General features: G+C 76.0%; 18 protein-coding genes. 9 read left to right on the top strand and 9 right to left on the bottom strand.

What is annotated here, in order from left to right; genetic code table 11:
• Positions 1–3: 3 nt before the first annotated feature.
• Together MF672_RS38000 and MF672_RS37995 are read right to left on the bottom strand one after the other, a co-directional pair.
• Positions 4–741: an SDR family NAD(P)-dependent oxidoreductase gene (locus MF672_RS38000; RefSeq protein ID WP_242375442.1), complete on the bottom strand. Its 738-nt coding sequence runs from the start codon at positions 739–741 to the stop codon at positions 4–6.
• 8 nt (positions 742–749) lie between these two features.
• Positions 750–1,340 carry a cysteine hydrolase family protein gene (locus MF672_RS37995; RefSeq protein ID WP_242375416.1) on the bottom strand — a complete coding sequence of 197 codons (591 nt, stop codon included), beginning with the start codon at positions 1,338–1,340 and terminating at the stop codon, positions 750–752.
• A gap of 191 nt (positions 1,341–1,531) precedes the next feature.
• Here MF672_RS37995 and MF672_RS37990 point away from each other — a divergent pair, with 191 nt between their 5' ends.
• The 7 genes from MF672_RS37990 to MF672_RS37960 all read left to right on the top strand — a co-directional run bounded on the left by MF672_RS37990 (position 1,532) and on the right by MF672_RS37960 (position 11,024).
• Positions 1,532–3,427, top strand: coding sequence for a serine/threonine-protein kinase (locus MF672_RS37990; RefSeq protein WP_242375415.1), 1,896 nt, complete (start codon positions 1,532–1,534; stop codon positions 3,425–3,427).
• Positions 3,428–3,476: 49 nt separating this feature from the next.
• Positions 3,477–3,863 (top strand): Zn-ribbon domain-containing OB-fold protein, encoded by a 387-nt coding sequence (locus MF672_RS37985; RefSeq protein WP_242375414.1) that lies wholly within the window; start codon positions 3,477–3,479, stop codon positions 3,861–3,863.
• Positions 3,860–4,183 carry a VOC family protein gene (locus MF672_RS37980; protein WP_308210610.1) on the top strand — a complete coding sequence of 108 codons (324 nt, stop codon included), beginning with the start codon at positions 3,860–3,862 and terminating at the stop codon, positions 4,181–4,183. The genes MF672_RS37985 and MF672_RS37980 overlap by 4 nt, the downstream gene beginning before the upstream one ends.
• A gap of 37 nt (positions 4,184–4,220) precedes the next feature.
• Entirely contained in the window at positions 4,221–5,741 is a 1,521-nt protein-coding gene (locus tag MF672_RS37975) for a class I adenylate-forming enzyme family protein (RefSeq protein WP_242375413.1), read from the top strand.
• Positions 5,738–7,876, top strand: coding sequence for an acetate--CoA ligase family protein (locus MF672_RS37970; protein ID WP_302893350.1), 2,139 nt, complete (start codon positions 5,738–5,740; stop codon positions 7,874–7,876). The genes MF672_RS37975 and MF672_RS37970 overlap by 4 nt, the downstream gene beginning before the upstream one ends.
• A complete protein-coding gene (locus MF672_RS37965; RefSeq protein ID WP_242375412.1) occupies positions 7,863–8,612 on the top strand; it encodes a glucose 1-dehydrogenase in 750 nt (249 codons plus the stop codon). The genes MF672_RS37970 and MF672_RS37965 overlap by 14 nt, the downstream gene beginning before the upstream one ends.
• Before the next feature lie 267 nt (positions 8,613–8,879).
• Entirely contained in the window at positions 8,880–11,024 is a 2,145-nt protein-coding gene (locus MF672_RS37960) for a CHAP domain-containing protein (RefSeq protein ID WP_242375411.1), read from the top strand.
• Between the two features lie 55 nt (positions 11,025–11,079).
• Here the strand turns inward: MF672_RS37960 and MF672_RS37955 are convergent, their stop codons facing one another.
• Genes MF672_RS37955 through MF672_RS37945 form a run of 3 tightly spaced genes read right to left on the bottom strand, consistent with a single transcriptional unit; the run spans position 11,080 to position 14,023 of the window.
• Positions 11,080–11,898 (bottom strand): TIGR03619 family F420-dependent LLM class oxidoreductase, encoded by an 819-nt coding sequence (locus tag MF672_RS37955; RefSeq protein ID WP_242375410.1) that lies wholly within the window; start codon positions 11,896–11,898, stop codon positions 11,080–11,082.
• Complete coding sequence (locus MF672_RS37950) at positions 11,895–12,920, bottom strand: acyl-CoA dehydrogenase family protein (protein ID WP_242375409.1); 1,026 nt, start codon at positions 12,918–12,920, stop codon at positions 11,895–11,897. The genes MF672_RS37955 and MF672_RS37950 overlap by 4 nt, the downstream gene beginning before the upstream one ends.
• Positions 12,917–14,023 (bottom strand): acyl-CoA dehydrogenase family protein, encoded by a 1,107-nt coding sequence (locus MF672_RS37945; RefSeq protein WP_242375408.1) that lies wholly within the window; start codon positions 14,021–14,023, stop codon positions 12,917–12,919. Before MF672_RS37945 ends, MF672_RS37950 begins: the two co-directional genes overlap by 4 nt.
• A gap of 52 nt (positions 14,024–14,075) precedes the next feature.
• Between MF672_RS37945 and MF672_RS51600 the strand changes: the two genes are divergently transcribed.
• Entirely contained in the window at positions 14,076–15,272 is a 1,197-nt protein-coding gene (locus MF672_RS51600) for a helix-turn-helix domain-containing protein (protein WP_302893349.1), read from the top strand.
• Between the two features lie 37 nt (positions 15,273–15,309).
• On the opposite strand, the gene MF672_RS37935 is transcribed toward MF672_RS51600, so the two are convergent.
• Positions 15,310–16,281, bottom strand: coding sequence for an alpha/beta hydrolase (locus MF672_RS37935; RefSeq protein WP_242375406.1), 972 nt, complete (start codon positions 16,279–16,281; stop codon positions 15,310–15,312).
• 176 nt (positions 16,282–16,457) lie between these two features.
• Here MF672_RS37935 and MF672_RS37930 point away from each other — a divergent pair, with 176 nt between their 5' ends.
• Complete coding sequence (locus tag MF672_RS37930) at positions 16,458–17,201, top strand: dienelactone hydrolase family protein (protein WP_242375405.1); 744 nt, start codon at positions 16,458–16,460, stop codon at positions 17,199–17,201.
• On the opposite strand, the gene MF672_RS37925 is transcribed toward MF672_RS37930, so the two are convergent.
• The 3 genes from MF672_RS37925 to MF672_RS37915 are packed head-to-tail and all read right to left on the bottom strand — an operon-like array spanning position 17,189 to position 21,796.
• Complete coding sequence (locus MF672_RS37925) at positions 17,189–17,929, bottom strand: ABC transporter ATP-binding protein (RefSeq protein ID WP_242375404.1); 741 nt, start codon at positions 17,927–17,929, stop codon at positions 17,189–17,191. The two genes, MF672_RS37930 and MF672_RS37925, sit on opposite strands and share 13 nt — an antisense overlap.
• Before the next feature lies 1 nt (position 17,930).
• The gene (locus MF672_RS37920) at positions 17,931–20,537 is read right to left on the bottom strand and encodes an ABC transporter permease subunit (protein ID WP_242375403.1); all 2,607 of its coding nucleotides are present in this window, start codon (positions 20,535–20,537) and stop codon (positions 17,931–17,933) included.
• The gene (locus MF672_RS37915) at positions 20,534–21,796 is read right to left on the bottom strand and encodes an ABC transporter substrate-binding protein (RefSeq protein WP_242375402.1); all 1,263 of its coding nucleotides are present in this window, start codon (positions 21,794–21,796) and stop codon (positions 20,534–20,536) included. The genes MF672_RS37920 and MF672_RS37915 overlap by 4 nt, the downstream gene beginning before the upstream one ends.
• Between the last annotated feature and the right edge of the window lie 50 nt (positions 21,797–21,846).

Genomic DNA, 21,846 nt, shown 5'->3' with positions numbered 1-21,846 from the left:
GGGTCATTGCATCGTCACGCCGCCGCTGACCGAGAGGGTCTGGCCGGTGATGTACGCCGCGCGGTCCGTACAGAGGAAGGCGACCAGGCCGGAAACGTCGGACGGGACGCCGAGGCGGCGCAGCGGGATGCCGCGCGCGATCCTGTCCACGAGGCCCGGCTCCGCCGCCGACACCCGGCGCAGCATCGGCGTGTCCGTCGGGCCGGGGCAGACCACGTTCGCGGTGACCTGGCCTCGCGCGGCCTCCCTGGCGAGGGTCTTGGCCAGCCCGAACAGGCCCGCCTTGGTGGCCGCGTACGCGCCCTCGCCGCCCGAGCCGGCGCGCGCCCCGTCGCTGGAGACGAAGACCAGCCGCCCCCAGCCCCTGGCCAGCATGCCGGGCAGGAGGAGCTTGGTCAGCAGCATGGGGCCGCGCAGGTTGACCTGCCACATGAGGTCCCAGGAGGCGGGGTCGCTGTCGGTGAACGGGCCGATGACGGCGACGCCGGCGTTGTGGACGAGCACGTCCACGTCCCCGGCGGCGGCCGCGAACGCCTCGACCGACGGCGGGGCGGTCAGGTCCAGGGCGGCGGCCCGCGCGCCGGGCAGGCGCGCGGCGACGCGCTCCGCGCCGGGCCGGTCCACGTCGGCGAGCACCACCCGGGCGCCGAGCGCGACCAGGTCGGCGGCGATGGCCGCGCCGATCGCGCCCGCTCCCCCGGTGACGACGGCCACCCGGCCGTCCAGCTCCATGCCGTCCATGGCGCGGCTCACGACCACGCCTCCACCAGGCCGGCGGCGGTGACGCGGGTGGCGAGCAGGCCGAGGGTGTTGCGCAGCACCGCGCGCGCGTAGTCCTCGGGGACGCCGGCCACCGCGTCCGTGACGACGGTGACCCGGTAGCCGAGGTTGACCGCCTCCAGCGCCAGCCCGGGGATGCCGAGGTTGAGCGAGACGCCGGCGGCGACCACGGTGGAGACGCCGAGCGAGCGCAGCGTCATGTCGAGCGAGGTGCCGGTGAACGGCGAGAAGCCGTGGTGGCGGCGGCTCTCCAGGTCGCCGGGGTCGCGCAGCTCGGGCAGCACCTCGACCGCCGGGGTGCCCTCCAGCATGTGGGCGGGGTCCTTGAGGAGGGAGACGATGAACGGGCAGTTCGCGGTGTGGGAGCCGGCCCGGTCGGCGCGGAAGGCGGCCGTGCAGTGGACGACCGGGACGGCGGCGGCGCGGGCGGCCCGGAGGAGCCGGGCGGTGTTGGGGACGACGTCGTGCCGCGCGCACGCCGCCACCAGGTCGGGAAATTTCGTGAGATCACCGACGACGCCCCGCTGCATCTCCATGACGAGCACCGCCACGCCCTCCACCCGGCCACCCCTTCCACCTTCTTACCCGAGCGCTTGCTTGGCACAAAGAGGGTATCACCGCCACCAGCCGTCATCCCGGGTTAACGCAGGGCGAAATATCCTCACTCGTGACAACCCGAACCCCGGGTGAGACCGTCGAATCGAAGACGGCTGCCTTATGGGGGTAGGACTTGGTCCCTGGTTACCGTGAAGTGCGCCAGCTCGGCGCCGGCCGCACCGGCCGCGTGTTCCTCGCCACCTACCAATCGACCGGCGCGTACGTGGCGATCAAGTACCTCAACGCCACCCTGCGCAGGGACGCCGAGTTCATGGAGCGCTTCCGGTCGGACACCCACCACCTGGTCGAGCTGGACGACCCGAACGTCGTCCGGCTCTACGAGTACGTCGAGACCCCGGCCCGCGCGGCCGTCGTCATGGAGCTGGTGGACGGCGTGTCCCTGCGGACCCTGCTGGCCGAGCACGGCCACGTCACGCCCGAGGCCGCGCTCACCGTGCTCAAGGGCGTGCTCGCCGCCCTGGCCGCCGCGCACGAGCGGGGCGTGGCGCACCGCGACGTCAAGCCGGACAACGTCCTGGTGCAGGCCGACGGCACCAGCAAGCTCGCCGACTTCGGCGTCGTGGTGCACGCCGAGGAGCCGGGGGTGCCGGCCGGCAGCCCCGCGTACATGGCGCCGGAGCTGTGGACCCGGCACCAGGCCGGGCCGCCCGCCGACCTGTACGCCGCCGCCTGCACCCTGTTCGAGGCGGTACGCGGCCGGCCGCCGTTTCGCGCCGTCAAGGAGGGGACGGACGAGCTGGACGTCCCGGCGACCCGCGACCGGCACCTCGTGGAGCCCATCCCGCTGGAGGTCGTCCCCGACACGCTGCGCGACCTGCTGCGGCGCGGCCTCGCCAAGGACCCGGCCGAACGGTACGCCTCCGCCCGGCGGTTCGCCGCCGAGCTGGAGGAGGACGCGGTCGCCGGCTACGGCGCCGACTGGGAGAAGCGCGGCCGGCGCCACCTGGCCGAGCTGGCCACCCTGCTCGCCCTCCGCTTCCCCCTCGCCAGGACGGAGCGCGCCACGGGCGCCGGGGCCGCGCTCGCCCTCCGCGACCGGATGGCGCGCATGCCGCGCCTGCCTCCGCACCTGTGGGTGACGGGTGCGCTGGTCGCGGCGGTGGCGATCGGGATCGTGCTGTCGGGCGGGCGGCTGCCGTCCGGTCCCGGGGCGATCCTCATGCCGCCGCCCGAGGAGAAGTCGGAGCCCGCGCCCTCCCCCGCCGACGCCATGACGAGGGCGGTCCCGTCCCGCACGGCCGCCGCCACCCCCGCCAGGACGTCTGGCGCGCCCGCCCCGGGACGCACGCCCACCGCCACCGCCCCCGCCACCGTGCCGCCGCCCCCGCCGCCCCAGCCCACCTCGGGGCAGGGCGGCAGCGCCGTCCCGCGGGCCGCCGTGCAGGCGGCCACCATCCTGCGGTGGAGCGGGCGGGCCGGCGCGGTCCAGGTCACGGCGACCGGTCCCGGGCAGGTGCGGCTGCTGGTGACGTACACGCGGCGCGACGGCGACAGCGCCGCCGCGACGACGCTGCGCCGGGAGGCCCGGGTGCTGAGCGGCCGCACGCGGTACACCAGCGAGGTCGGGCACGACCCGGGCGAGGTGGCGTGCGGCCGGCGCGCCTACTTCGGCGTCCTGGTGATGACCGAGCCCGCCTCGGGCAACGGGCCGCAGGTCAGCGAGGCCGCCGTGGACGGCCCCGCCTGCCCCACCCCGGCCGCCACCCAACCGGCCCCGTCCTCCCCCGCACCGCCCCCGCCGACCCCGGCCCCCGCCGCCCCGACGGCCGCCCGCGAGACCGCCGGCCGCGAGACCTCGGCCGGGGAGACCTCGGCCGGGCAGACCTCGGCCGGGGAGACCTCGGCCCGCGAGACCTCGGCCCTCGACGGCCGGGCGCCGACGGGCCCGGCGGGTCCGGGCAGCTCGCACGCGCTCAGCGAGCCGCCCCCGGACGACGGGCCGTCCGACGTCAGCGTCGACCTCACGGAGGCGCCGCCGGTCGAGGCGGCGAGCACCGGATCCGCCGCGACGCCGGTCCCGGCGGAGTGACCGGGACCGGCCTTGCCGGGCAACCAAGCGTGCGCTAGCTTGGCAAGCGATGAGCGCCGACACCTCCACCGACCAGCCCGCCGCCTGGGCCGCGTACCAGGACGCCTGCCGGCGGGGCGAGCTGGTCGTGCAGCGCTGCGCGGGCTGCGGCCGGTGGGTGCAGCTCCCCGAGGCGGCGTGCCCGTGGTGCGGGAGCGGCGAGCTGGCGTTCGAGCCGGTGGCCGGCACGGGTGAGGTGCACACCTTCACCGTCGTGCACCGGTCGTTCGCGCCCGGCTACCAGGGACGGGAGCCGTACGTGATGGCGTGGGTGGACCTGGCGGCGGGCGTGCGGGCGTTCGGGCACATCGTGGGGTGCGCCCCCGAGGAGGTCCGCGTCGGGATGCCGGTACGGGTGACGTTCGTGGACGAGTTACCGCATTGGAGGCCCGCGTGAAGCTGGGGAACGTGCTGATCCCGGTCGCCGACCTGGACGAGGCGATCGCCTTCTACGGGCTGCCGGTCAAGTTCCGCGACGGCGACCGGTTCGCCGCGCTGGACGGGGGCGGGGTCACGGTGGCGCTGGCCGGGCCCGCCGAGCACGTCACGGCCGGGGCGGCGCCGTCGTACAAGGTGGCCGACGTGCGGGAGAGCGTGCGGGAGCTGGCGGCGCGCGGGGCCGAGGTCGTGCGGGCGCCCGAGGACGGGCCGCACGAGCGGCGGGCCGTGCTGCGCGACCCCTCAGGGAACGTCTTCGTGCTCTATTCGCCCCTCTGAGCCGCACCGAGCCGCTACTGATGTGGAGGCACCCCCCATGGCACGAGCACCGTACGGCAACTACGGCCACGCGATCCTGACCGCCGCCGCGATGCGCACCCCCGACCGGGTGGCGCTGACGTACTGCGGCGAGCGCAGCTTCACCTACGACGAGCTGAACCGCAACGTCAACCGCCGCGCCAACGCCCTGCTCGCGGCCGGTCTCGGCCCCGGCCGGCGGGTGGCGGCGCTGCTCAACGAGACGCTGCTGGTGGCCGAGGTCTACCTGGCGCAGGCCAAGATCGGGGCGGTGACGGCGGCGCTGAACCCGTACTGGACGGCGGAGACGCTGCGCGACGTGGTCGCCGCCTCCGGCTGCACGGCCTTCGTGTACGACGCGACCGTGGCCGCGACGGTCGAGCGGATCAAGGGGTCGCTGCCGCACGTCACCCGGTGGATCGACGCCCGCGAGCTGGTCCACGGCTCCGACGAGGAGCCGCCGCTCGCCGGGTTCCACGACGACCCGCTCGCCCTCTACTACACCTCCGGCACCACCGGCCTGCCGAAGGCCGTGACGCACACGCACGCCTCCTCGCTGGCCACCGCGCAGATCTGGCTGGACGTGCCGCGCGGCCCCGACTCGGTGTTCGGCACCGGCGCGATCATCTGGGGCATCGGCTTCCCCGCCATCGTCGGCCCCGCCCTGTACGCCGGCATGCGCCTGGTGCTGGAGCAGGACTGGGGGCCGGCGAACTTCCTGCGCGTCGTGCCGCGCGAGCGGGTCACGCACGTGTCGCAGATCCCGTCGTTCTACGCGGCGCTGCTCGGCTCGCCGGAGCACGAGGACGTGGACCTGTCGTCCATCCAGGTGATCATGCTGGGCGGCGAGCCGCTGACCGCCGCCATGCTGGACCGGATCAAGGCCAGGCTGCCGCAGGCGGGCGTGTACGCCTACTACGGGCAGACCGAGGCGCCCTACACGTGCATGGGCCGGGTGGACGACGGCTCGACGCCGCTCGGCTCCTCCGGCCGCGCCCGCACCGGCAACGCCGTCCGTGTCACCGACCCGCAGGGCCGCCGGGTGATCGACGAGGTCGGCGAGATCAACCTGGCCGGGCCGCACCGCATGGCGGGCTACGACGGCCTGCCGGAGCGGACGGCGGAGGTGCTGCGCGGCGAGTGGTACGTCGGCGGCGACCTCGGCACGGTCTCCGCCGACGGCGTGCTGCGGGTGCTGGGCCGCCGCGAGGACGCCATACTCAAGGGCGGCGTGTGGACGCAGCCGGTCGCGGTCGAGGAGGCCGCCTCCGCGCTGGACGGCGTGGCCGAGGCCGGCGCCGTCGGGGTGCCGGAGGGGGCCGCCGAGCAGCGCGTCCTGCTGGCCGTCGTGCCGCGCGCCGGGCACTCGCTGGACGCCTCGAAGATCGCCCTGGCGCTGGCCGACACCCTGCCGGCGCACCAGCGTCCCGACCGCATCGTGGTCGCCGACGAGCTGCCGCACGCGCAGGACGCCGGCGGCGGGCCGGGCAAGCTGCTGCGCAAGGCCATCCGCGACCAGTACGGGCACCTGCTCGGGTGAGCGCGCCCGAGCACGTCCACGAGACCGATGCCCACGGGGCCGAGGTCCACGAGACCGATGCCCACGGGGCCGAGGTCCACGGGGCCGGCGTCCACGAGGCCCGCGCGGTCCACGTTCACGAGCACGAAGTGAAGGCGCTGCTGCGTGAGGCCGGGGTGCCGGTGCCGCGCGGCGTGGTGGTCGCGCGCGACCTGCCGGACTTCCGGGCCGCGAGGGAGCTGGCCGAGCCGCTGGTGCTGAAGGCGTTCGGGCCGGGGCTGGTGCACAAGTCGGAGGCCGGGGCGGTGGAGCTCGGGCTGCGCGCGGCGGACCTGCCGGCGGCGGCGGCCCGGATGCGGGCGCGGGTGCCGGGGCTCGCCGGGTTCCTGGTGGAGGAGCAGGCGGCGGCCGGGGTCGAGCTGATCGTGGGCCTGGTGCGGGACCCGGCGTTCGGGCCGGTGCTGCTCGCCGGGCTGGGCGGGGTGTGGACGGAGACGCTGCGCGACACGGCGCTGCGGCTGTGCCCGGTGTCGGAGCGCGACGCCCGGGCCATGCTGGGCTCGCTGCGCGCGGCACCGCTGCTCGGCGGGGGCCGGGGCCGGCCGCCGGTCGACGTGGCGGCGCTGGTCGAGCTGCTGCTGACGGTCGGCGGCGCCGGCGGGCTCTGGGAGCGGCTGGAGCTGGGCGAGTTCGAGCTGAACCCGGTGATCGCGACGGGGGACGGGGTGACGGCGGTCGACGCCCGGTACCTCCCCACGGCCGCGCCGCCCCCCTCTCACGACCTGGTCACGGCCGATTTCCTGCCGCTGTTCGAGCCGCGGGCGGTGGCCGTCGTCGGAGCCTCCGCCACGCGGCCGAACTTCGGGAACATGTTCCTCGACTTCTACCGGGCCGCCGGGGTGCCGCTGGTCGCGGTGCACCCGCGGGCGGCGGAGGTGGCGGGTGTCCCGGCCGTGCCCTCGCTCGCGGCGGCGGACGTGGACTACGCGCTGGTCGCGGTGCCCGCCGAGCGCTGCGCCGAGGTAGTCGGGCAGGCGGCGGGCGTGCCGTTCGTCCAGGTGATGAGCGGCGGGTTCGGCGAGGCGGGCCGCGCCGGGCTGGAGGAGGAGCTGGCCGCCGCCGCCCGCGCGGCCGGGACGCGCCTGCTCGGGCCGAACTGCATGGGCGTCTACTGCCCGCGCGGCCGGCAGACGTTCGTGGGCGGCGGGATGGGACCCCCGGGCTCGGTGGCGCTGATCTCGCAGAGCGGCGGGCTCGCCGGCGAGGTGATCAAGGTCGGGGAGCGGCGCGGCCTGGCGTTCAGCCGGGTCGTCACGGTCGGGAACGCCGCCGACGTCACCCCCGCCGAGCTGCTGCGCTGGCTGGTCGGCGACCCCGAGACGCGGGCCGTGGGCCTGTACCTGGAGGACCCGCGCGACGGGCGGCGGCTCTTCGAGGCGCTGCGCGCGCTGGACCGGCCGGTCGTGCTGCTGGTCGGCGGGCGCACCGGGCAGGGCCGGGCCGCCGCCGCCTCGCACACGGGCGGCCTGGTCAGCGACCGGCGGGTGTGGGAGGCGGTCGCCGAGCAGGCCGGCGCGGCCCTGGTGTCCAGCCAGGACGACCTCATCGGCGCGCTCGCCTACCTCCAGGCGCACGGGGGCCGCGCGCCCGGCGGGGACGGGGTGCTCGTGGTGGGGCCGAGCGGCGGCGCGAGCGTGCTGGCGGCCGACGCGTTCGACGCCGCCGGGGTGCGCCTGGACCCGCTGCCCGGCGAGGTCGCGGGCGAGCTGCGCGAGCTCGGCGTGCCGGCCTCCGGCAACCCGCTGGAGGTGCCGGTGGGCCCGCGCGGGCGGCCGGGGCTGGTGCCGGACGTGGTGGCGGCGATCCTGCGGCGCCGGGCGTACCGGGACGTGGTGGCGCACGTCAATGTGCAGGCGTTCTTCACCTACGGCGACGCGCCCGAGGCCCTGCGCGGCTACGCGCGGGCGCTGGCCGCCGCCCAGGAGGGGCTGCCGCGGACCAGGTTCACGCTGGTCACCAGGAACGGCGAGTGCGCGCCCCCGGGCGTCGAGGACGAGGTCCGCCGGATCGCCACGGCGGCGGGCATCCCGCTCTACCGATCGATGGAGGCGGCCGCGGCGGCCGTCGCGGCAGGAGGACGTCATGGGGCTGCTTGACGGCAAGGTCGCGCTGATCACCGGCGGGGCGCGGGGCATGGGGGCGGCGCACGTGCGGCTGTTCCTGGCCGAGGGCGCCCGGGTGGTCTTCGGTGACGTGCGGGACGAGGAGGGCAAGGCGCTGGCCGAGGAGACCGGGGCCGCCTACGTGCGGCACGACGTGCGCGACCCGGCCGCGTGGGAGCAGGCCGTGGGCACCGCGACGGCGCTGCACGGCCAGCTGGACGTGCTGGTCAACAACGCCGGCATCCTGCGTTACGGCCGCATCGCCGACATGCCGCCCGAGGACTTCGACCTGATCCTCGGCGTCAACCTCAAGGGCGCCTGGCTGGGGATCAGGTCCGTGATCGAGCCCATGCGCGCGGCCGGCGGGGGCTCGATCGTCAACATCTCCTCCATCGAGGGCCTCATCGGCGCGGAGGGGCTGTCGGCGTACGCGGCCTCGAAGTTCGGGCTGCGCGGGGTCACGAAGTCGGCGGCGCGGGAGCTGGCCCGGCTCGGCATCCGGGTCAACTCCGTGCATCCCGGGGCGATCAACACGCCCATGGTGCAGGACCCGGATCTGGCGCGGGAGGTGGACGCGGCGGCGTTCGTGAAGGCGATGGTGATCAAGCGCTTCGCGGAGCCGGTGGAGGTGTCGCACGTGGTGGCGTTCCTGGCCTCGGACCGGTCCAGCTACTGCACGGGCAGCGAGTTCACCGTGGACGGCGGGCTGCTCACGGGCGCGGGGTACTGAGACCTAACCTTTGCGACAGGTAGATCTTTTTGGATTAAACCGCGCTCGTACGGACATTTCTGGCAGCATCCTGACCTGCGATTACGTTGCCAGACAGGCTTGATCGTCCCTTGGAGCGTGCTTTCCCTGCGGTTACGACGCGATAACCTCGCTTCATCACGGTAGACGACAAGCCTCCGGTTTTGTCACACCAGTCACAGGTGGCTCCTTTACCCAGTGCTGCGTGAGACGAAACCGGTCTTGCCCGGAAGGTGCCCGCATACTTCCATGACGCCAGAGACGCACAAGTTCCTCGAGCTGCTCCAGAGCCAGATCGGCTATGCCGAGAAGGCCGGCGCGTACACCAAGTTCGGCGACTGGTACGGCAAGAACGTCGAGTTCGACGCCGACTACACCTCCGCCCCCTGGTGCGACATGTTCCTCTCCTGGGCCGCGCACAAGCTCGGCTACGAGGAGTGGATGGGACAGTTCGCCTGGACCGTCGAGCACGCGAAGTGGTTCAAGGAGCAGGGCGCCTGGGGCAAGAAGCCCAAGCCGGGAGCGTTCGTCTTCTACGACTGGAGCGGCTCCGACAGCATCGACCGCATCGACCACGTCGGAGTGGTGCTGCGCGTCGAGGGCGACCGGATCATCACCATCGAGGGCAACATCGACGGCGGCGTCGCCAAGCGCAAGGAACGTGACACCAGCAAGGTCGTCGGCTACGGCTACCCCGACGTGCTCAAGGCCCGCCTGGACGCCAAAGCCGCCAAGAAGAAGTCCGAGGTCGAGGGCTCCCTGCCGCCCGACGCCGGCCCGCCCACCGGCGTGCTGCACCTGCCCGACGGCTCGCTCAGCGCGATGATCCCGCAGACGCCCGAGCAGCAGTCCGGCCAGCGGCCCCCGCTCGCCACCCGGCCCACCGCCCCCGCCAAGAAGCAGACGCAGGGCAGCACCTCGCCGAGGAAGACCGACCAGGTCACCTCGTCGCCCAAGAAGAGGGCCGAGCAGACCACCGGGCAGACCGCTGGGCAGACCACCGGCACCAAGATCGGCGCGGCGGCCGCTCCCTCCGCCGCCCCCACCGGGCAGGCCGCCAAGCTGGGCAAGCACGCCAAGCCGACGACCGCCGACACCACCGCGGCCACCGCCGAGCCCCTGCCCACCCACGCCGACGCCGCCACCACTGGACCGATCCCGGTCATCGCCACGCCGACGCTGGTCGGCTCCACCCTCGTGGCCGCGCTGGCGCTGCTCGCCGTCGCCAAGACCCGGCAGAACCGGGTCCGCGCCGCGGTGGCCGCCGCCACGCCCGCGCCCCGGCCGGCGCCGGCCCAGCGGGGACGCCGCCGCAAGCGCCGCGGCGCCGCCAAGCCCGCCGTCACGCCCCTGTGGACCCGCCGTCCCACGCTCGACCCGACCGCCGAGCCCGTGCTCGAACCCGTCACCGAGCTGGTCGCGGCGGCCGCCGAGGCCAACCTCGCCGCCACCACCGAGGCCGACCTGTTCGCCGCCGCCGAGGCGAGCCTCGCCGCGGCCGAGCTCATCGCCGCCGAGACCCCCTTCGTCCGGGGCGACGCCGACATCGTCGCCGCCGGCACCTCCCCCGTCGGCACCTCCCCCGTCAGCGCGGCCGAGGCCGAGCTGGTGGCCAAGGCCGAGGCCGACCTCGTCGCGGCGGGCGGCAGGGGCAGCGACGCCCCGGCCGCCGAGCAGGTGCGGCGCATCCTGGACACCCGGCCGTTCGACCCGTTCGCGGACGCCGCGCCGCTGCGCCGCTCCCGGGGCCGCCGGGCCGCCCAGCCGGACCCGCGCACCGGCATCGCCGTCGAGCGCCCGTACCCGTCCGGCCGGTACACGCCCGCCGAGGCCGACGCCTTCGGCGAGCCGGTCGACGTCGGGCCGTTCGAGCCGTGCTGGGACACCGGGCCGATGCAGCGCATCCGCGACGCCGGCCCGGCCCGGCCGGCGGCCGGTCCCGCCGACACCGGCGCGTTCGTCTTCGAGACGGGCCCGTTCCAGCGGATCGTCATCCCCGAGGCGACCAGCACGTTCGACGCCTTCGCCCCGGCCTGGACCGGCGACGTCCTCGACGCGCCCACCCCGGTCCCGGCCGGCTACCGGGGGCGTCGCCGCCGCCAGGAGCAGACCGCCGAGGAGCACCTGGTGGACCTGATGCCGCGGGGCCGCCGCCACCGCGGCACGCCTCGCCCGGCCAACCCCACCGCGCCGAGCCCGTCCCACCCGGCGAGCCCCCGCCCGCCGCGCCACGAGGACCGCCGGCACGACGCCCGGTACGACGCCCGGTACGACGCCCGGTACGACGCCCGGTACGACGTACGGCACGACGCCCGGCACGACGAGCGCGAGCTGGTCGGCGCGATCAGCGCCACCTCGACCGGCCACCGCCGCCGCGGCCGCCACCGCGCCTGACCCGCCGCGCCTGACCCACGGCGCGATACCGGCCGGAGGTGGTGCCCGGCCGGGGTCAGGTGCCGCCGACTCCGTAGCGGCCGGCGAAGGCGGTCAGGGCGGCGACCGCGTCGCGGCGGCGCGTCCAGGGCCGCACGATCAGCCGCTCCACCCCGAGCGCCGCCCAGGCGGCCACCTCCTCGGGCGGGCCCAGCCCGTACGCGTGCGCGGTCACCGGCACCCCTCCCCCCAGCCGGTCGAGCTGCGGCTTGATCGACTCCAGGGTGTGCGGCATGCTGATCCACCCGTCGCAGAGCCGGGCCGCGCGCCGCAGCGCCGCCGCCGACTCCCCGCCCGCGAGCACCGGCAGCCGCCGCTGCACCGGCTTCGGCTCGAAGGCGACCTCGGGGAAGGAGTAGAACCGCCCGTCGTGCGCGACCACCGGCTCGCTCCACAGCCGCCGCACGACCGCGATCGCCTCGTCCAGCCGCGCCCCGCGCGTCTCGAACGGGATCCCGGCCGCGTCCCACTCCCCCCGGTACCACCCGGCCCCGACCCCGCACACCGCCCGCCCGCCGGACACCACGTCCAGCGTGGCGAAGGCGCGCGCCGACACGAACGGGTGCCGCAGCGCGAGCAGCTGCACCGCCGTGCCCAGCTTGACCCTGCTGGTGAACGCGGCCAGCCAGCACAGGTACGCGGGCGCGTCGAACAGCGGCGTCCCAGGCGTGATCCCGGGGTCGGAGGTCCCGGGATAGACCGCGAGCGACAGGTCGGTGGCGAAGACCAGGTGCTCGGGCAGCCACACCGACTCGAAGCCCAGCTCGTCGGCCGCCACCGCGACGTCCTTCCACGCGTCCGGGTGCAGCAGCCCGAGCGGCACGCCGAACTTCACGGCCACCTCCGCACGTCGCCGCCGAGCAGGGCGGCCCGCAGCCGGGCCCGGTGGGCGGCGCTCGTCCCGTACGCGACCGCCAGCGACCAGGCGCGGGCCAGCCAGAACCGCAGGTCCAGCTCCTCGGTGTAGCCGATGGCGCCGTGCACCTGCAGCGCGCAGCCGGCGGCGAGCACGGCGGCCTCCCCCGCCGCTGCCTTGGCCGCGCTCACGTCCCGCCGGGCGGTGGGCGCGCCGCCGTCCAGGGCGAGGGCGGCCCGCCACACCAGCGGCGCGGCGAACTCGACGGCCACCGCCACGTCCGCCAGCCGGTGCTTGACCGCCTGGAACGAGCCGATCGGCGCGCCGAACTGCGTCCTGACCCGGGCGTAGGCCACCGACACCGCCAGCAGCTCCTTCGCGACCCCGACGAGCTGCGCGGCGGTCGCGACCGTGAGCCGGTCCAGCGCGGGCGCGAGCGGCACGTCCAGCGGCTCCGACTCCTCGTACGCGACCGCGAACAGCGGCCGGCACGGGTCGGCGCCCGGCCGGGGCGTGAGCCGCGCCGCCTCGCGGGCGACCAGCCGGGTCCCGTCCGGCCCGGCGACGACGATGAGGTCGGCGAGGTCGGCGTCGGCCGCGTACGCCTGGCCGGGCGCGAGCACGCTCACGCTCACCTCGCCCGAGGCCAGCTTCGGCGCGCCCGCCACCAGGAACGGCGCGGCCACGGCGGTCTCCGCGACCGGCCCCGGCAGGCAGGCCCGCCCGGTCTCCTCCAGGGCGGGCAGCACGTCGGCCAGCCCGAGGCCGAGGCCGTCGTGCTCGGGCGGCAGCAGCAGCCCGAAGAACCCGAGCCCGGCGAGCGGCCCCCAGCCGGGCCGCCGCCCGCCCCCCGGCGGTCCCGGCGGCCCCGCCGGCCCCGGCAGGTCGCTCGCCCCCGGCGGGCTCAGCGCCCGGAGCGCGGACGGCGGGCAGGCGTCGCGCAGCACGTCGCGCACGGTCGCGCCGAGCGCGAGCTGCTCGTCGGTGAAGGCGAAGTTCATCGCGGCAGCCCCAGGACGCGCTCGGCGACGATGCCGCGCTGGATCTCGTTCGTGCCCGCGTAGATGGGCCCGGCCAGCGAGAACAGGAACCCGTCCAGCCACGGCGTGTCCCCGGCCCGGTCGCCCAGCAGGTCCAGGGCGAGGGCGTGCATGCGCAGGTCCAGCTCCGACCAGAAGATCTTGCCCAGGCTGGCCGCCGCCCCGGCCTCCTCCCCCGCCATGACGCGGCGGGCGGTCGCGAACGTGTGCAGCCGGTACGCCTCCGCCTCGGCCCAGCACCGCGCCGCCCGGTCGGCCGCCGCCGGGTCGCCCGACCCGGCGGCCAGCGCCATGAGCCGGTCGGCCGTGGCGAGGAAGCGTCCCGGGCTGCGCAGGGTGAGGCCGCGTTCGGAGGACGTGGTGGCCATGGCGATGCGCCAGCCGTCCCCGGGCTCGCCCAGCAGCATCGACGCGCCGGTGAAGACGCCGTCGAAGTGCAGCTCGGCGAAGCCGGGCAGCCCGTCGAGCTGGGCGACCGGCCGGACCGCGACCTCGTCCAGGGGGAACATGAAGTAGCTCAGGCCCTTGTGGCGGGCGCCCGAGGTGCGGAAGAGGCCGAAGCCGTGAGTGGCGTACGCGGCCCGCGAGCTCCACGTCTTGTGCCCGTGCAGCCGCCAGCCGCCGGGGACGGGCTCGGCCCGCGAGGTGAGGGCGGCGAGGTCGCTGCCCGCCTCCGGCTCGGACCAGGCCTGCGCCCACACGTCCGCGCCGGTGGCCATGCGGGGCAGCCAGCGGGCGCGCTGCTGGGGCGTGCCGAAGCGCATGAGGCAGGGGGCGAGCAGGAAGATCCCGTTCTGGGTGACGCGGGCGGGGGCGGCGGCGGCCCAGTACTCCTCCTCGAAGATCAGCCAGTCGATGAGGGACGCGCCGCGGCCGCCGTACTCCTCGGGCCAGGAGACGACCGACAGGCGGGCCTCGGCCAGCCGCGCCTCCCACGCGCGGTGCGCGGCGAAGCCCTCGGCGGTGTCCATGGACGGCAGCGGCGGATCGGGGACGTTCGCGTGCAGCCACGCGCGAACCTCGGCGCGGAATTCCCGCTCGGCCGGGGAGAAGTCGAGATCCACGCCTACCAACCTAGCGCACGCTTGGTGCCCGTGCCAGGTTAGGCTGGACGGCGTGCAGGGACTGCTGCTGCGCCTGTCCACGCTGGACGCCGACGCCGAGAGCGCAGTGCGGGTCATCGCCTACTTCGACTCGCTGCTGCGCGACCACGTGAGCGTGCCCACGCTGCTGGCCGCCACCGCCCGGCTGGCGCAGTGCCCGGCCGGGCTGTCCGACGCGGGCTCCGGCCGCCGCCTGCGCGCCCTGCCCGACGGGTCCGTCCAGCCGCTCGCGGAGGCCGCCGGGCCGCCGGCGCCGGCCAGGCAGCTCAGCTCCGGGCTCGGCGCGGTGTGGATGGAGCGCGAGGGCCCCGCGCACGGGCTCGACGAGATCGTGCTCGAACGGTACGCCGCCGCGGCCGAGGTCACCCTCGAACGCGCCGCCGCCCTCGCCCGTGAGGGGCAGGACCCGGCGCTGGTCGAGCTGGTCCTGTCGGCCGAGACCGGCGAGGCCGAGCGGGCCCGGGCGCTGCGCCTGCTCGGCTTCACCCCGTCCGCCCCGCTCCAGGCCCTCGCCATCGCCCTCCCCGCACCCGCCGCCGAGCCGACCGGCGGCCCCACGCCCGCCGCCGATCCAGGCGGCGGCCCCGCACCCGCCGGTCCGGGCGGCGAGCCCGGCCCCGGCCTGGTGGCGGGGTTGCGGACGATGGGCCACCGGGTGCGGGCGGCGCGCTTCGGCGACACCGACGCCGTGCTCGTGGCCACCACCCTGCCCGCCACCCTGCCCGGTACCAGGGCCGCCACCATCCCGCCCGCCACCATCCCGCCCGCCACCGCGCTGCCTGCGGGCTCCCGGGTCGGGGTCGGCCCCGAGCTGCCCGCCGCGCGCGCGGCCGAGTCCTGGGCCGGCGCCCGCACGGCGCTGCGCTTCACCGGCCCCCACGACCTGGTGGTCCGCCACGCCGACCTCGGCCCGCTGGCGTTGTTCGCCGAGCTGCCGGAGGCGGCGATCGCGGAGCTGGCCGACGTCCGGGCGATGGCGCGGCTCGGCGAGGAGGCCGTGGCCGCGGTGCGGGCGTTGTGCCTGGCCGGGTCGGTACGCGGCGCGGCGGCCGCCGCGCACCTGCACCACAGCTCGATGGCGGCCCGCGTCGCCCGCGCCGAGGCCGCGCTCGGCTACTCCCTCGCCGACCCGCCGGGCCGCCTGCGCGCCCACCTGGCGCTGGCCCTGACCCGCCTGCACGCCAACAACGCCCGCGCCCAGCCCCGCTGAGCCACGCACCCAGCCCCGCTGAGCCCCCGGAAGCGGGTCAGACTCCGTAAGCCCGCTTGAGCGCCGCCACCCGGGCCTCCCTCGCCCGCCGGCTCAGCGCCGCGTCCGGCACCATCATGTCGAACCCGTGGAAGGCCCCCGGGTACAGGTGGAACTCGGTGGACACCCCGGCCCGCGCCAGCCGCAGCGCGTAGTCCATGTCCTCGTCCCTGAACACCTCCATCTCGCCGACGTCCACGAACGCGGGCGGCAGCCCCGACAGGTCCGCGGCCCGGGCCGGGGCCGCGTACGGGGACACGTCCGGGCCGCCCACCTGGTCGCCGAGCAGCGCCCGCCACCCGTACCGGTTGGCCTGCCTGGTCCACACCACGGCGTCGGCGTGCTGCTCGGTGGACGGGGTGTCGTCGCGGTCGTCCAGCATGGGGCAGAGCAGGAGCTGGAAGAGCACGTCGGGGCCACCGCGGTCGCGGGCCAGCAGCACGGTCGCCGCCGCGAGCCCGCCGCCCGCGCTGGCGCCGCCCACGGCCAGCCGGGCCGGGTCGATGCCGAGCTCGGCGGCGGACTTGGCGGTCCACACCAGCCCGGCGTAGCAGTCCTCGACCGGCGCGGGGTGCGGGTGCTCCGGCGCGAGCCGGTAGTCCACGGAGACCGCGACCAGGCCGAGCCGTTCCACGTAGTCGAGGATCAGGGCGTCGTCCATCTCGGGCACGCCCATGATCATGCCGCCGCCGTGGATCCAGTACAGGCCGGGCCGGCCTCCTTCCTCGCCGCCCGCCGGGCGGTAGATCCGCACCCGCACCTCGGGCGCGCCCTCCGGGCCGGGGATCAGCCGGTCCTCGACGGTCACGCCCGTCTGCGGCGGCGGCGGGAACGCGGCCACGAACGCCTTGGTCTGGGCGCGCAGCCCCTGCAGCTCCTCAAGGGTGAGCGCCGACAGGTCGGTGACGGGCAGGGGCGCCGCCTCGACGGCGGCCCGCAGCTCGGGGTCGAGGTTGGGGTGTAGTGCCATGCGGTTCACCTTTCCACAGGCCGGGATGGGTCACTCCCTCCGATCGTCGGAGCCGGGGCCGGGGCGGCACAACCGCCATCCGGCGGCGTTCGGCCTCCTCGCGCCCGCCGTCCGGCGGCGGGCCCGCCCCTCGCGGTACCTGGATATCCCCGACCGGCCGGGGCATGCTGACCGTCATGTGCCATTCCACCGACAGCAGGCCGCCCGCGCCGCCCGTCCAGGGCGAGGTGGCCTCCCACGAGCAGGTCGAGCTGACCGCCGCCGACGGCAACCGCTTCATGGCCTTCCGCGCCGAGCCGGCCGAGCCGAACGGCCGCAGCGTCGTCATCATGCCCGACGTGCGCGGGCTGCACCCGTTCTACCGGGACCTCGCGCTGCGCTTCGCCGAGGCGGGCTTCCGCACGATCGCGATCGACTACTTCGGCCGCACGGCCGGCATCGGCGACCGGGACGACGCCTTCGACTTCATGACGCACGTCAGGCAGCTCAGCGCCGACGGCATCCGCGCCGACGTGCGCGCCGCCACCGACGCGCTGCCCGGCCCCGTCTTCACCGTCGGCTTCTGCCTGGGCGGGGCGCACTCGTGGCGGCAGGCCCACGAGGGCGGCAACGGCATCGCGGGCGGCATCGGCTTCTACGGCGCGCTGCGCGCCATCCAGGCGCCGGAGACCGGGCCGGGCGCGCCGGTCCTGCTGCTGCGCGGCGGCGCGGACACCGCCTCCTCGCAGGAGGAGTTCGCGGCGTACGAGGCGGCCCTCGACCGGGCCGGCACGCCGTACGAGGAGCACGTGTACGAGGGCGCGCCGCACTCGTTCTTCGACCGCTCGTACAAGGAGTGGGAGGACGCCTGCCAGGACGCCTGGCGGCGCATCCTGTCCTTCACCGAGCGCCACGCCGGGCAGGCGGCTCAGCCCAGATAGGCGGCCCGCACGACGGGGTCGTCCCGCACCTGTTCCGGGGGGCCGGCGGCGATGAGCCGGCCGAGGTCGAGCGCCACGACCTGGTCGCAGACGTCCATGACGAAGCCCATGTCGTGCTCGACCAGCAGCACGGTCGTCTCCAGCGACCGGACGACGGCGCCGAGCCGGGCGGTCTGGGCGGCGTCCAGCCCGGAGGTGGGCTCGTCGAGCAGCAGCAGCGCGGGCCGGTCGGCGAGCGCCCTGGCCAGCTCGACCAGCCGCCGCTGACCGGCCGGCAGCGCGGCGGCGTACGTCTCGCGCAGCGGCGTGAGCCCGCACAGCTCCAGCACCTCGGCGACGCGCTCGCGCCGCTCCTGTTCGCGCCGCCGCCGGCCCGGCCAGCCGACCAGGTCGGCGGCGAGGCCGCCGCCGCCTCCATGGTGGTCGAGCGCGGCCAGCACGTTGTCGGCGACGGTGAGCCGGCCGAAGACCTGGGCCCGCTGGAACGTGCGGCGCAGCCCGGCCCTGGCCCGGCCGGCGGGCGGCGTCCCGGTCAGGTCGCGCCCGCCCAGCCGGACCCGGCCCGCGGCCGGCCGCCGCAGCCCGGACAGCACGTCGAACAGCGTGGTCTTGCCCGCCCCGTTCGGCCCGATCACCCCGCACACCCGGCCCTCGGCCACCTCGAACGACACCTCGTCCAGCGCCAGGACCCCGCCGTAGGCCACCGACACGCCCTCGACGGCGAGCATGTCAGCTCACCCCCAGGTACGCGGCGGTCAGCCGCTCGCCGTCGACCTCGGAGCGCGGCCCCGCCCAGGTGATGCGGCCGAGCCGCATGAACGCCACCCGGTCGGCGATGGCCAGCGCCTCGGTCGCCTTCTCCTCGACCAGCAGCAGCGCCACCCCGCGCTCGCGCAGCTCGGCGAAGACGTCGAAGACCTGCCGCACGACCAGCGGCGCGAGCCCGAGGGACGGCTCGTCGGCGATGAGCACGCGGGGCGGCCGGACCAGCGCGGGGGCGAGCGTGAGGAGCTGCTGCTCGCCGCCGGACAGCGCTCCGGCGGGAACGTCGCGGCGCTCGGCGAGGCGCGGCAGCCGCTCGTAGACGGGGCGGGGGTCGGGCAGCCAGGTGCGCAGGTTCTCCTCGACGGTGAGGCCGGGGAAGACGCCGCGGCCCTCGGGGGCCAGCAGGATGCCGGCCCGGGCGCGGCGGTGGGCGGGCCAGGCGGTGACGTCCTCGCCGTCCAGCAGGACGCGCCCGCCGGCGGCCCGCAGGTCGCCCGCGGCGACGGCGCAGGCGGTGGACTTGCCGGCGCCGTTCGCGCCGAGCAGCGCGACCACCTCGCCGGGCCGGACGGCGAGGTCCACGCCGCGGAGGACCGTGCAGTCGGCGTACCCGGCGACGACGCCCTCCAGCCGGAACAGCGCCTCCGCGGGCGCGGGCGCCTTGGAGGCGGGCGGCGGCGGCTCCTCGACGGGGGGCGGGCGGCGGTGGCGCAGCCCGGCGAGCTGGGTGAGCACCCCGTCAGGGTGCCTGGCCAGGATCATGCCGCCGAGCCCGAACAGGATGGACCCGACGTGCGCGGAGACGCCCCAGGCGGCCAGCAGCTCGGGCACGGTCACCGCGACCAGCCCGCCGAGCACCGCCCCGCCGATCCTGCGCACCCCTTGCAGCACCACCACGGCCAGCCAGCCGAAGCCGGCGAACGCCGGCAGGTCGGTGGCGGTGATCGAGCCCTTGGCGACCGCGTACAGGACCCCGCCGAGCCCGGCGATCGCGGACGCCAGCACGAACAGCGTGATCTTGGCCCGGGTCGGCGACAGCCCGCAGGTGAGGGCCGCGGCCGGGGCCGAGCGCACGGCCAGGATGGCCCGCCCGGACGCCGACCGCTCCAGGTTGCGCACCAGCGCCGCGACGACCCCGATGAGCACCAGCAGCAACGCCACCAGCACCCGCGGGTCGGCGGTGTCGGCGAGGCCGAGCCCGAGCGCGGGCAGCGGCCAGCCGATGGTGCCGTTGCTGAAGGCGTCCACCTGGAAGAGCACCTGGTCGGCCAGCAACGCGAGGGCGAGCGTGGCGAGCGTCAGCACCCGGCCGCCGAGCCGCAGCGCGGGCAGCGCCACCAGCAGCCCGGCGGCCGCCGCCGCGAGCACGCCCAGCCCGATCGCGACGGCGAACGGCAGCCCCGAGGCGAACGCCCACCCGCAGGTGAGCGCGGCCATCGCGGCGAAGGCGGCCTGCGCCAGGTTCACCATGCCGCCGATCCCGGTCACCACCACGAACGAGCAGAAGATCAGCGCCAGCACCAGCCCCTGCGCGGCCACGCCGACGTAGTACGCGGGCGCGGCCAGCGTGAAGACGGCCAGCGCGGCCAGTGCCACCGCCCACGGCAGGCGGCGGCGCCAGGGCGGCAGCCCGGCCAGGTGGTCCGGCGGCGGGACGTCCTCGGCGGCGCTGCCCGCCACCCGCTCGCGCGAGCGGTTCAGCAGCACGAGACCGGCGAACAGCAGGATCACCGGCACCGCCGTGCGCAGCCCGGTGACCTCCTGGAGGAAGTCGGTGTAGCCGGCGACCAGGTTCTGCACCACGCCGAGCGCGAGCCCGGCGGCGAACGTCCACGGGACCGAGCGCAGCCGGCCGAACACCGCGGCCGTGGCCGAGGCGAACAGCAGCACCGTGTACGCGGTCGCGTCCAGCCCCAGCACCGGCACCGCCAGCACCCCGGCGAGCCCAGCGAGGCCGGAGCCGAGCATCCAGGCCAGCGCCGAGGTCGCGCCGGGGTCGACGCCGCGCAGCGCGGCCAGGCGGCGCCGGTCCACGCAGGCGCGCATGCGCAGCCCGTACGGGGTGTGCCGCATGAACGCCCACAGCCCGAGCGCCGTCACGGCCGCGAACCCGAAGGTGATGAGCTGGTCGGTGTCCAGGTGCGCGCCGGGCACCTCGACCGTCCCGGCCGGGTGCGGGCCGAGGCCGCGCGGCAGCGCGGTGGCGTCCGCGGGCGGCAGTTCGGCCAGCTCCACCACGAGCAGGCCGAGGGCGGGCAGCGCGATCGTCAGCCCGATCGTGGCGACGATCTGCGCGGTCTCCCCGGCCTGGGCGAGCCCCTGGAACATGGCCCGGTGCAGCGCGTAGCCGAGCGCGGGCGCGAACAGCCCGGCGGCGAGCAGGGCGGAGAGCCAGGCGGGCAGCCCGGCGGCGGCGTTCAGCTCGTGGAACAGCAGGGCGGCGAGGAAGCCGATCGCGCCGTGGGCGAAGTTGAACACGCCGGTCGCGGCGTAGGAGAGCGTCAGGCCGGACCCCATGATGGCGAAGACGCCGCCGGTGACCAGGCCGCTGAGGACGTAGCCGACGATCATTTGAGCGGCACGTTGTCGAAGCACTTCATGCTTCTGGCCACCCGGAAGGCGCCGCCCGCCAGCTTGACCAGGGCGCCGCAGCCGTTCGGCTCGGTGTGGTCCTTGGGGAACTCGATGCGGCCGAAGCCGGGGTTCTCGTAGACGTACGAGCCGTTGGCGGTGTTCAGGAACTTCTCCCTGGTGAGGTCCTTGCCGGTCTTGTCCAGCAGGTCGAGGAAGATGTCTGCGGCCCAGTAGCCGATCGCGAGGTGCTGGGTGAGCCGCTGCCCGGGGGCGACCTTCGCGACGTCCTGCTTGAGCTGGGCGATCTCGGGGGCGGTGGACTCGAAGGGCTCGAACATGGGGGCCGCGATCACGCCGTCGAGCGCCTTCGCGCCGGCGGGGTCGTCGAGGATGGCGGCGTCGTAGCTGGTGGCGTCGGTGAGCACGCCCTGGTAGCCGGCCCGCTTGAGCGCGGCGTAGAGGCCGACGTTGAACTTGGTGCCGGCGATCACCGAGACCACCACGTCGGGCGGGCCGCCGGCGTCGGAGGTCATGATCTTGTTGACGTACGGCAGCCAGTCGGGGGGCGGGGCGGCGGCCGGCAGGCCGGAGTCGACGCCGGCGAGGGTGAAGCCGGCGGCGGTGAAGGACTGGGAGATGGTGGTGCCGCCGTACTTGCTGCCGCTGGAGTCGGTGGTCTGGACGTAGACGCTCTTGCCGGCGGCCCCGCCGAGCAGGTCGGCCATCTGCCGGCCCCACCAGGTCTGGGAGCCGTCGCCCTGCTTGGGGGCCAGGCAGCCGTTGTAGCCGAAGCCGGTCCTGGTGCCGCACCACTGAGGCCCGGTGGCCCAGCCGAACCAGGGCACGCCCTGCTGCTCCAGGAAGGCCGCGCCGCCGAAGTTGGGGGCGTGCACCGGCACGAGGGCGAAGACCTGGTCCTTCTGGACGAGCTTCTTGGCGGCGGCGTCGCCCTTGGCGGCGTCCTGGCCGTCGTCCTCGGCGCCGAGGAAGTCGATCTTCCGGCCGTGCACGCCGCCTTCGGCGTTGGCGCGTTCGAAGCGGGCCTTCGCCCCGATCTCGGCGTCCTTGGTCGAGTAGCCGCTGGCGCTGGTCTTGGTCAGCACGCCGCCGACCTTGACGGTCGTGCCGGTGACCCCCGGCACGGCTCCGCCCTCCTGCTGGGCGGCCGTCCGCTGCTGGGCCGCGCAGCCCGCCGTCGCCGTCCCCGTGAGCAGCGCCATCGTGAGCGCCGCCGCCGCACCCCGCCGTACGATCATGGTCCCCTCGCGATTTGGCCTAGCGCTCGCTTGGTTTGCGGTGAGCGTAA

This window comes from Actinomadura luzonensis (assembly GCF_022664455.2).
In the GTDB taxonomy this organism is placed as follows: domain Bacteria; phylum Actinomycetota; class Actinomycetes; order Streptosporangiales; family Streptosporangiaceae; genus Nonomuraea; species Nonomuraea luzonensis.
Note: the sequence above shows the minus strand (reverse complement) of the source record. Positions and strands in the feature narration are given on the sequence as shown.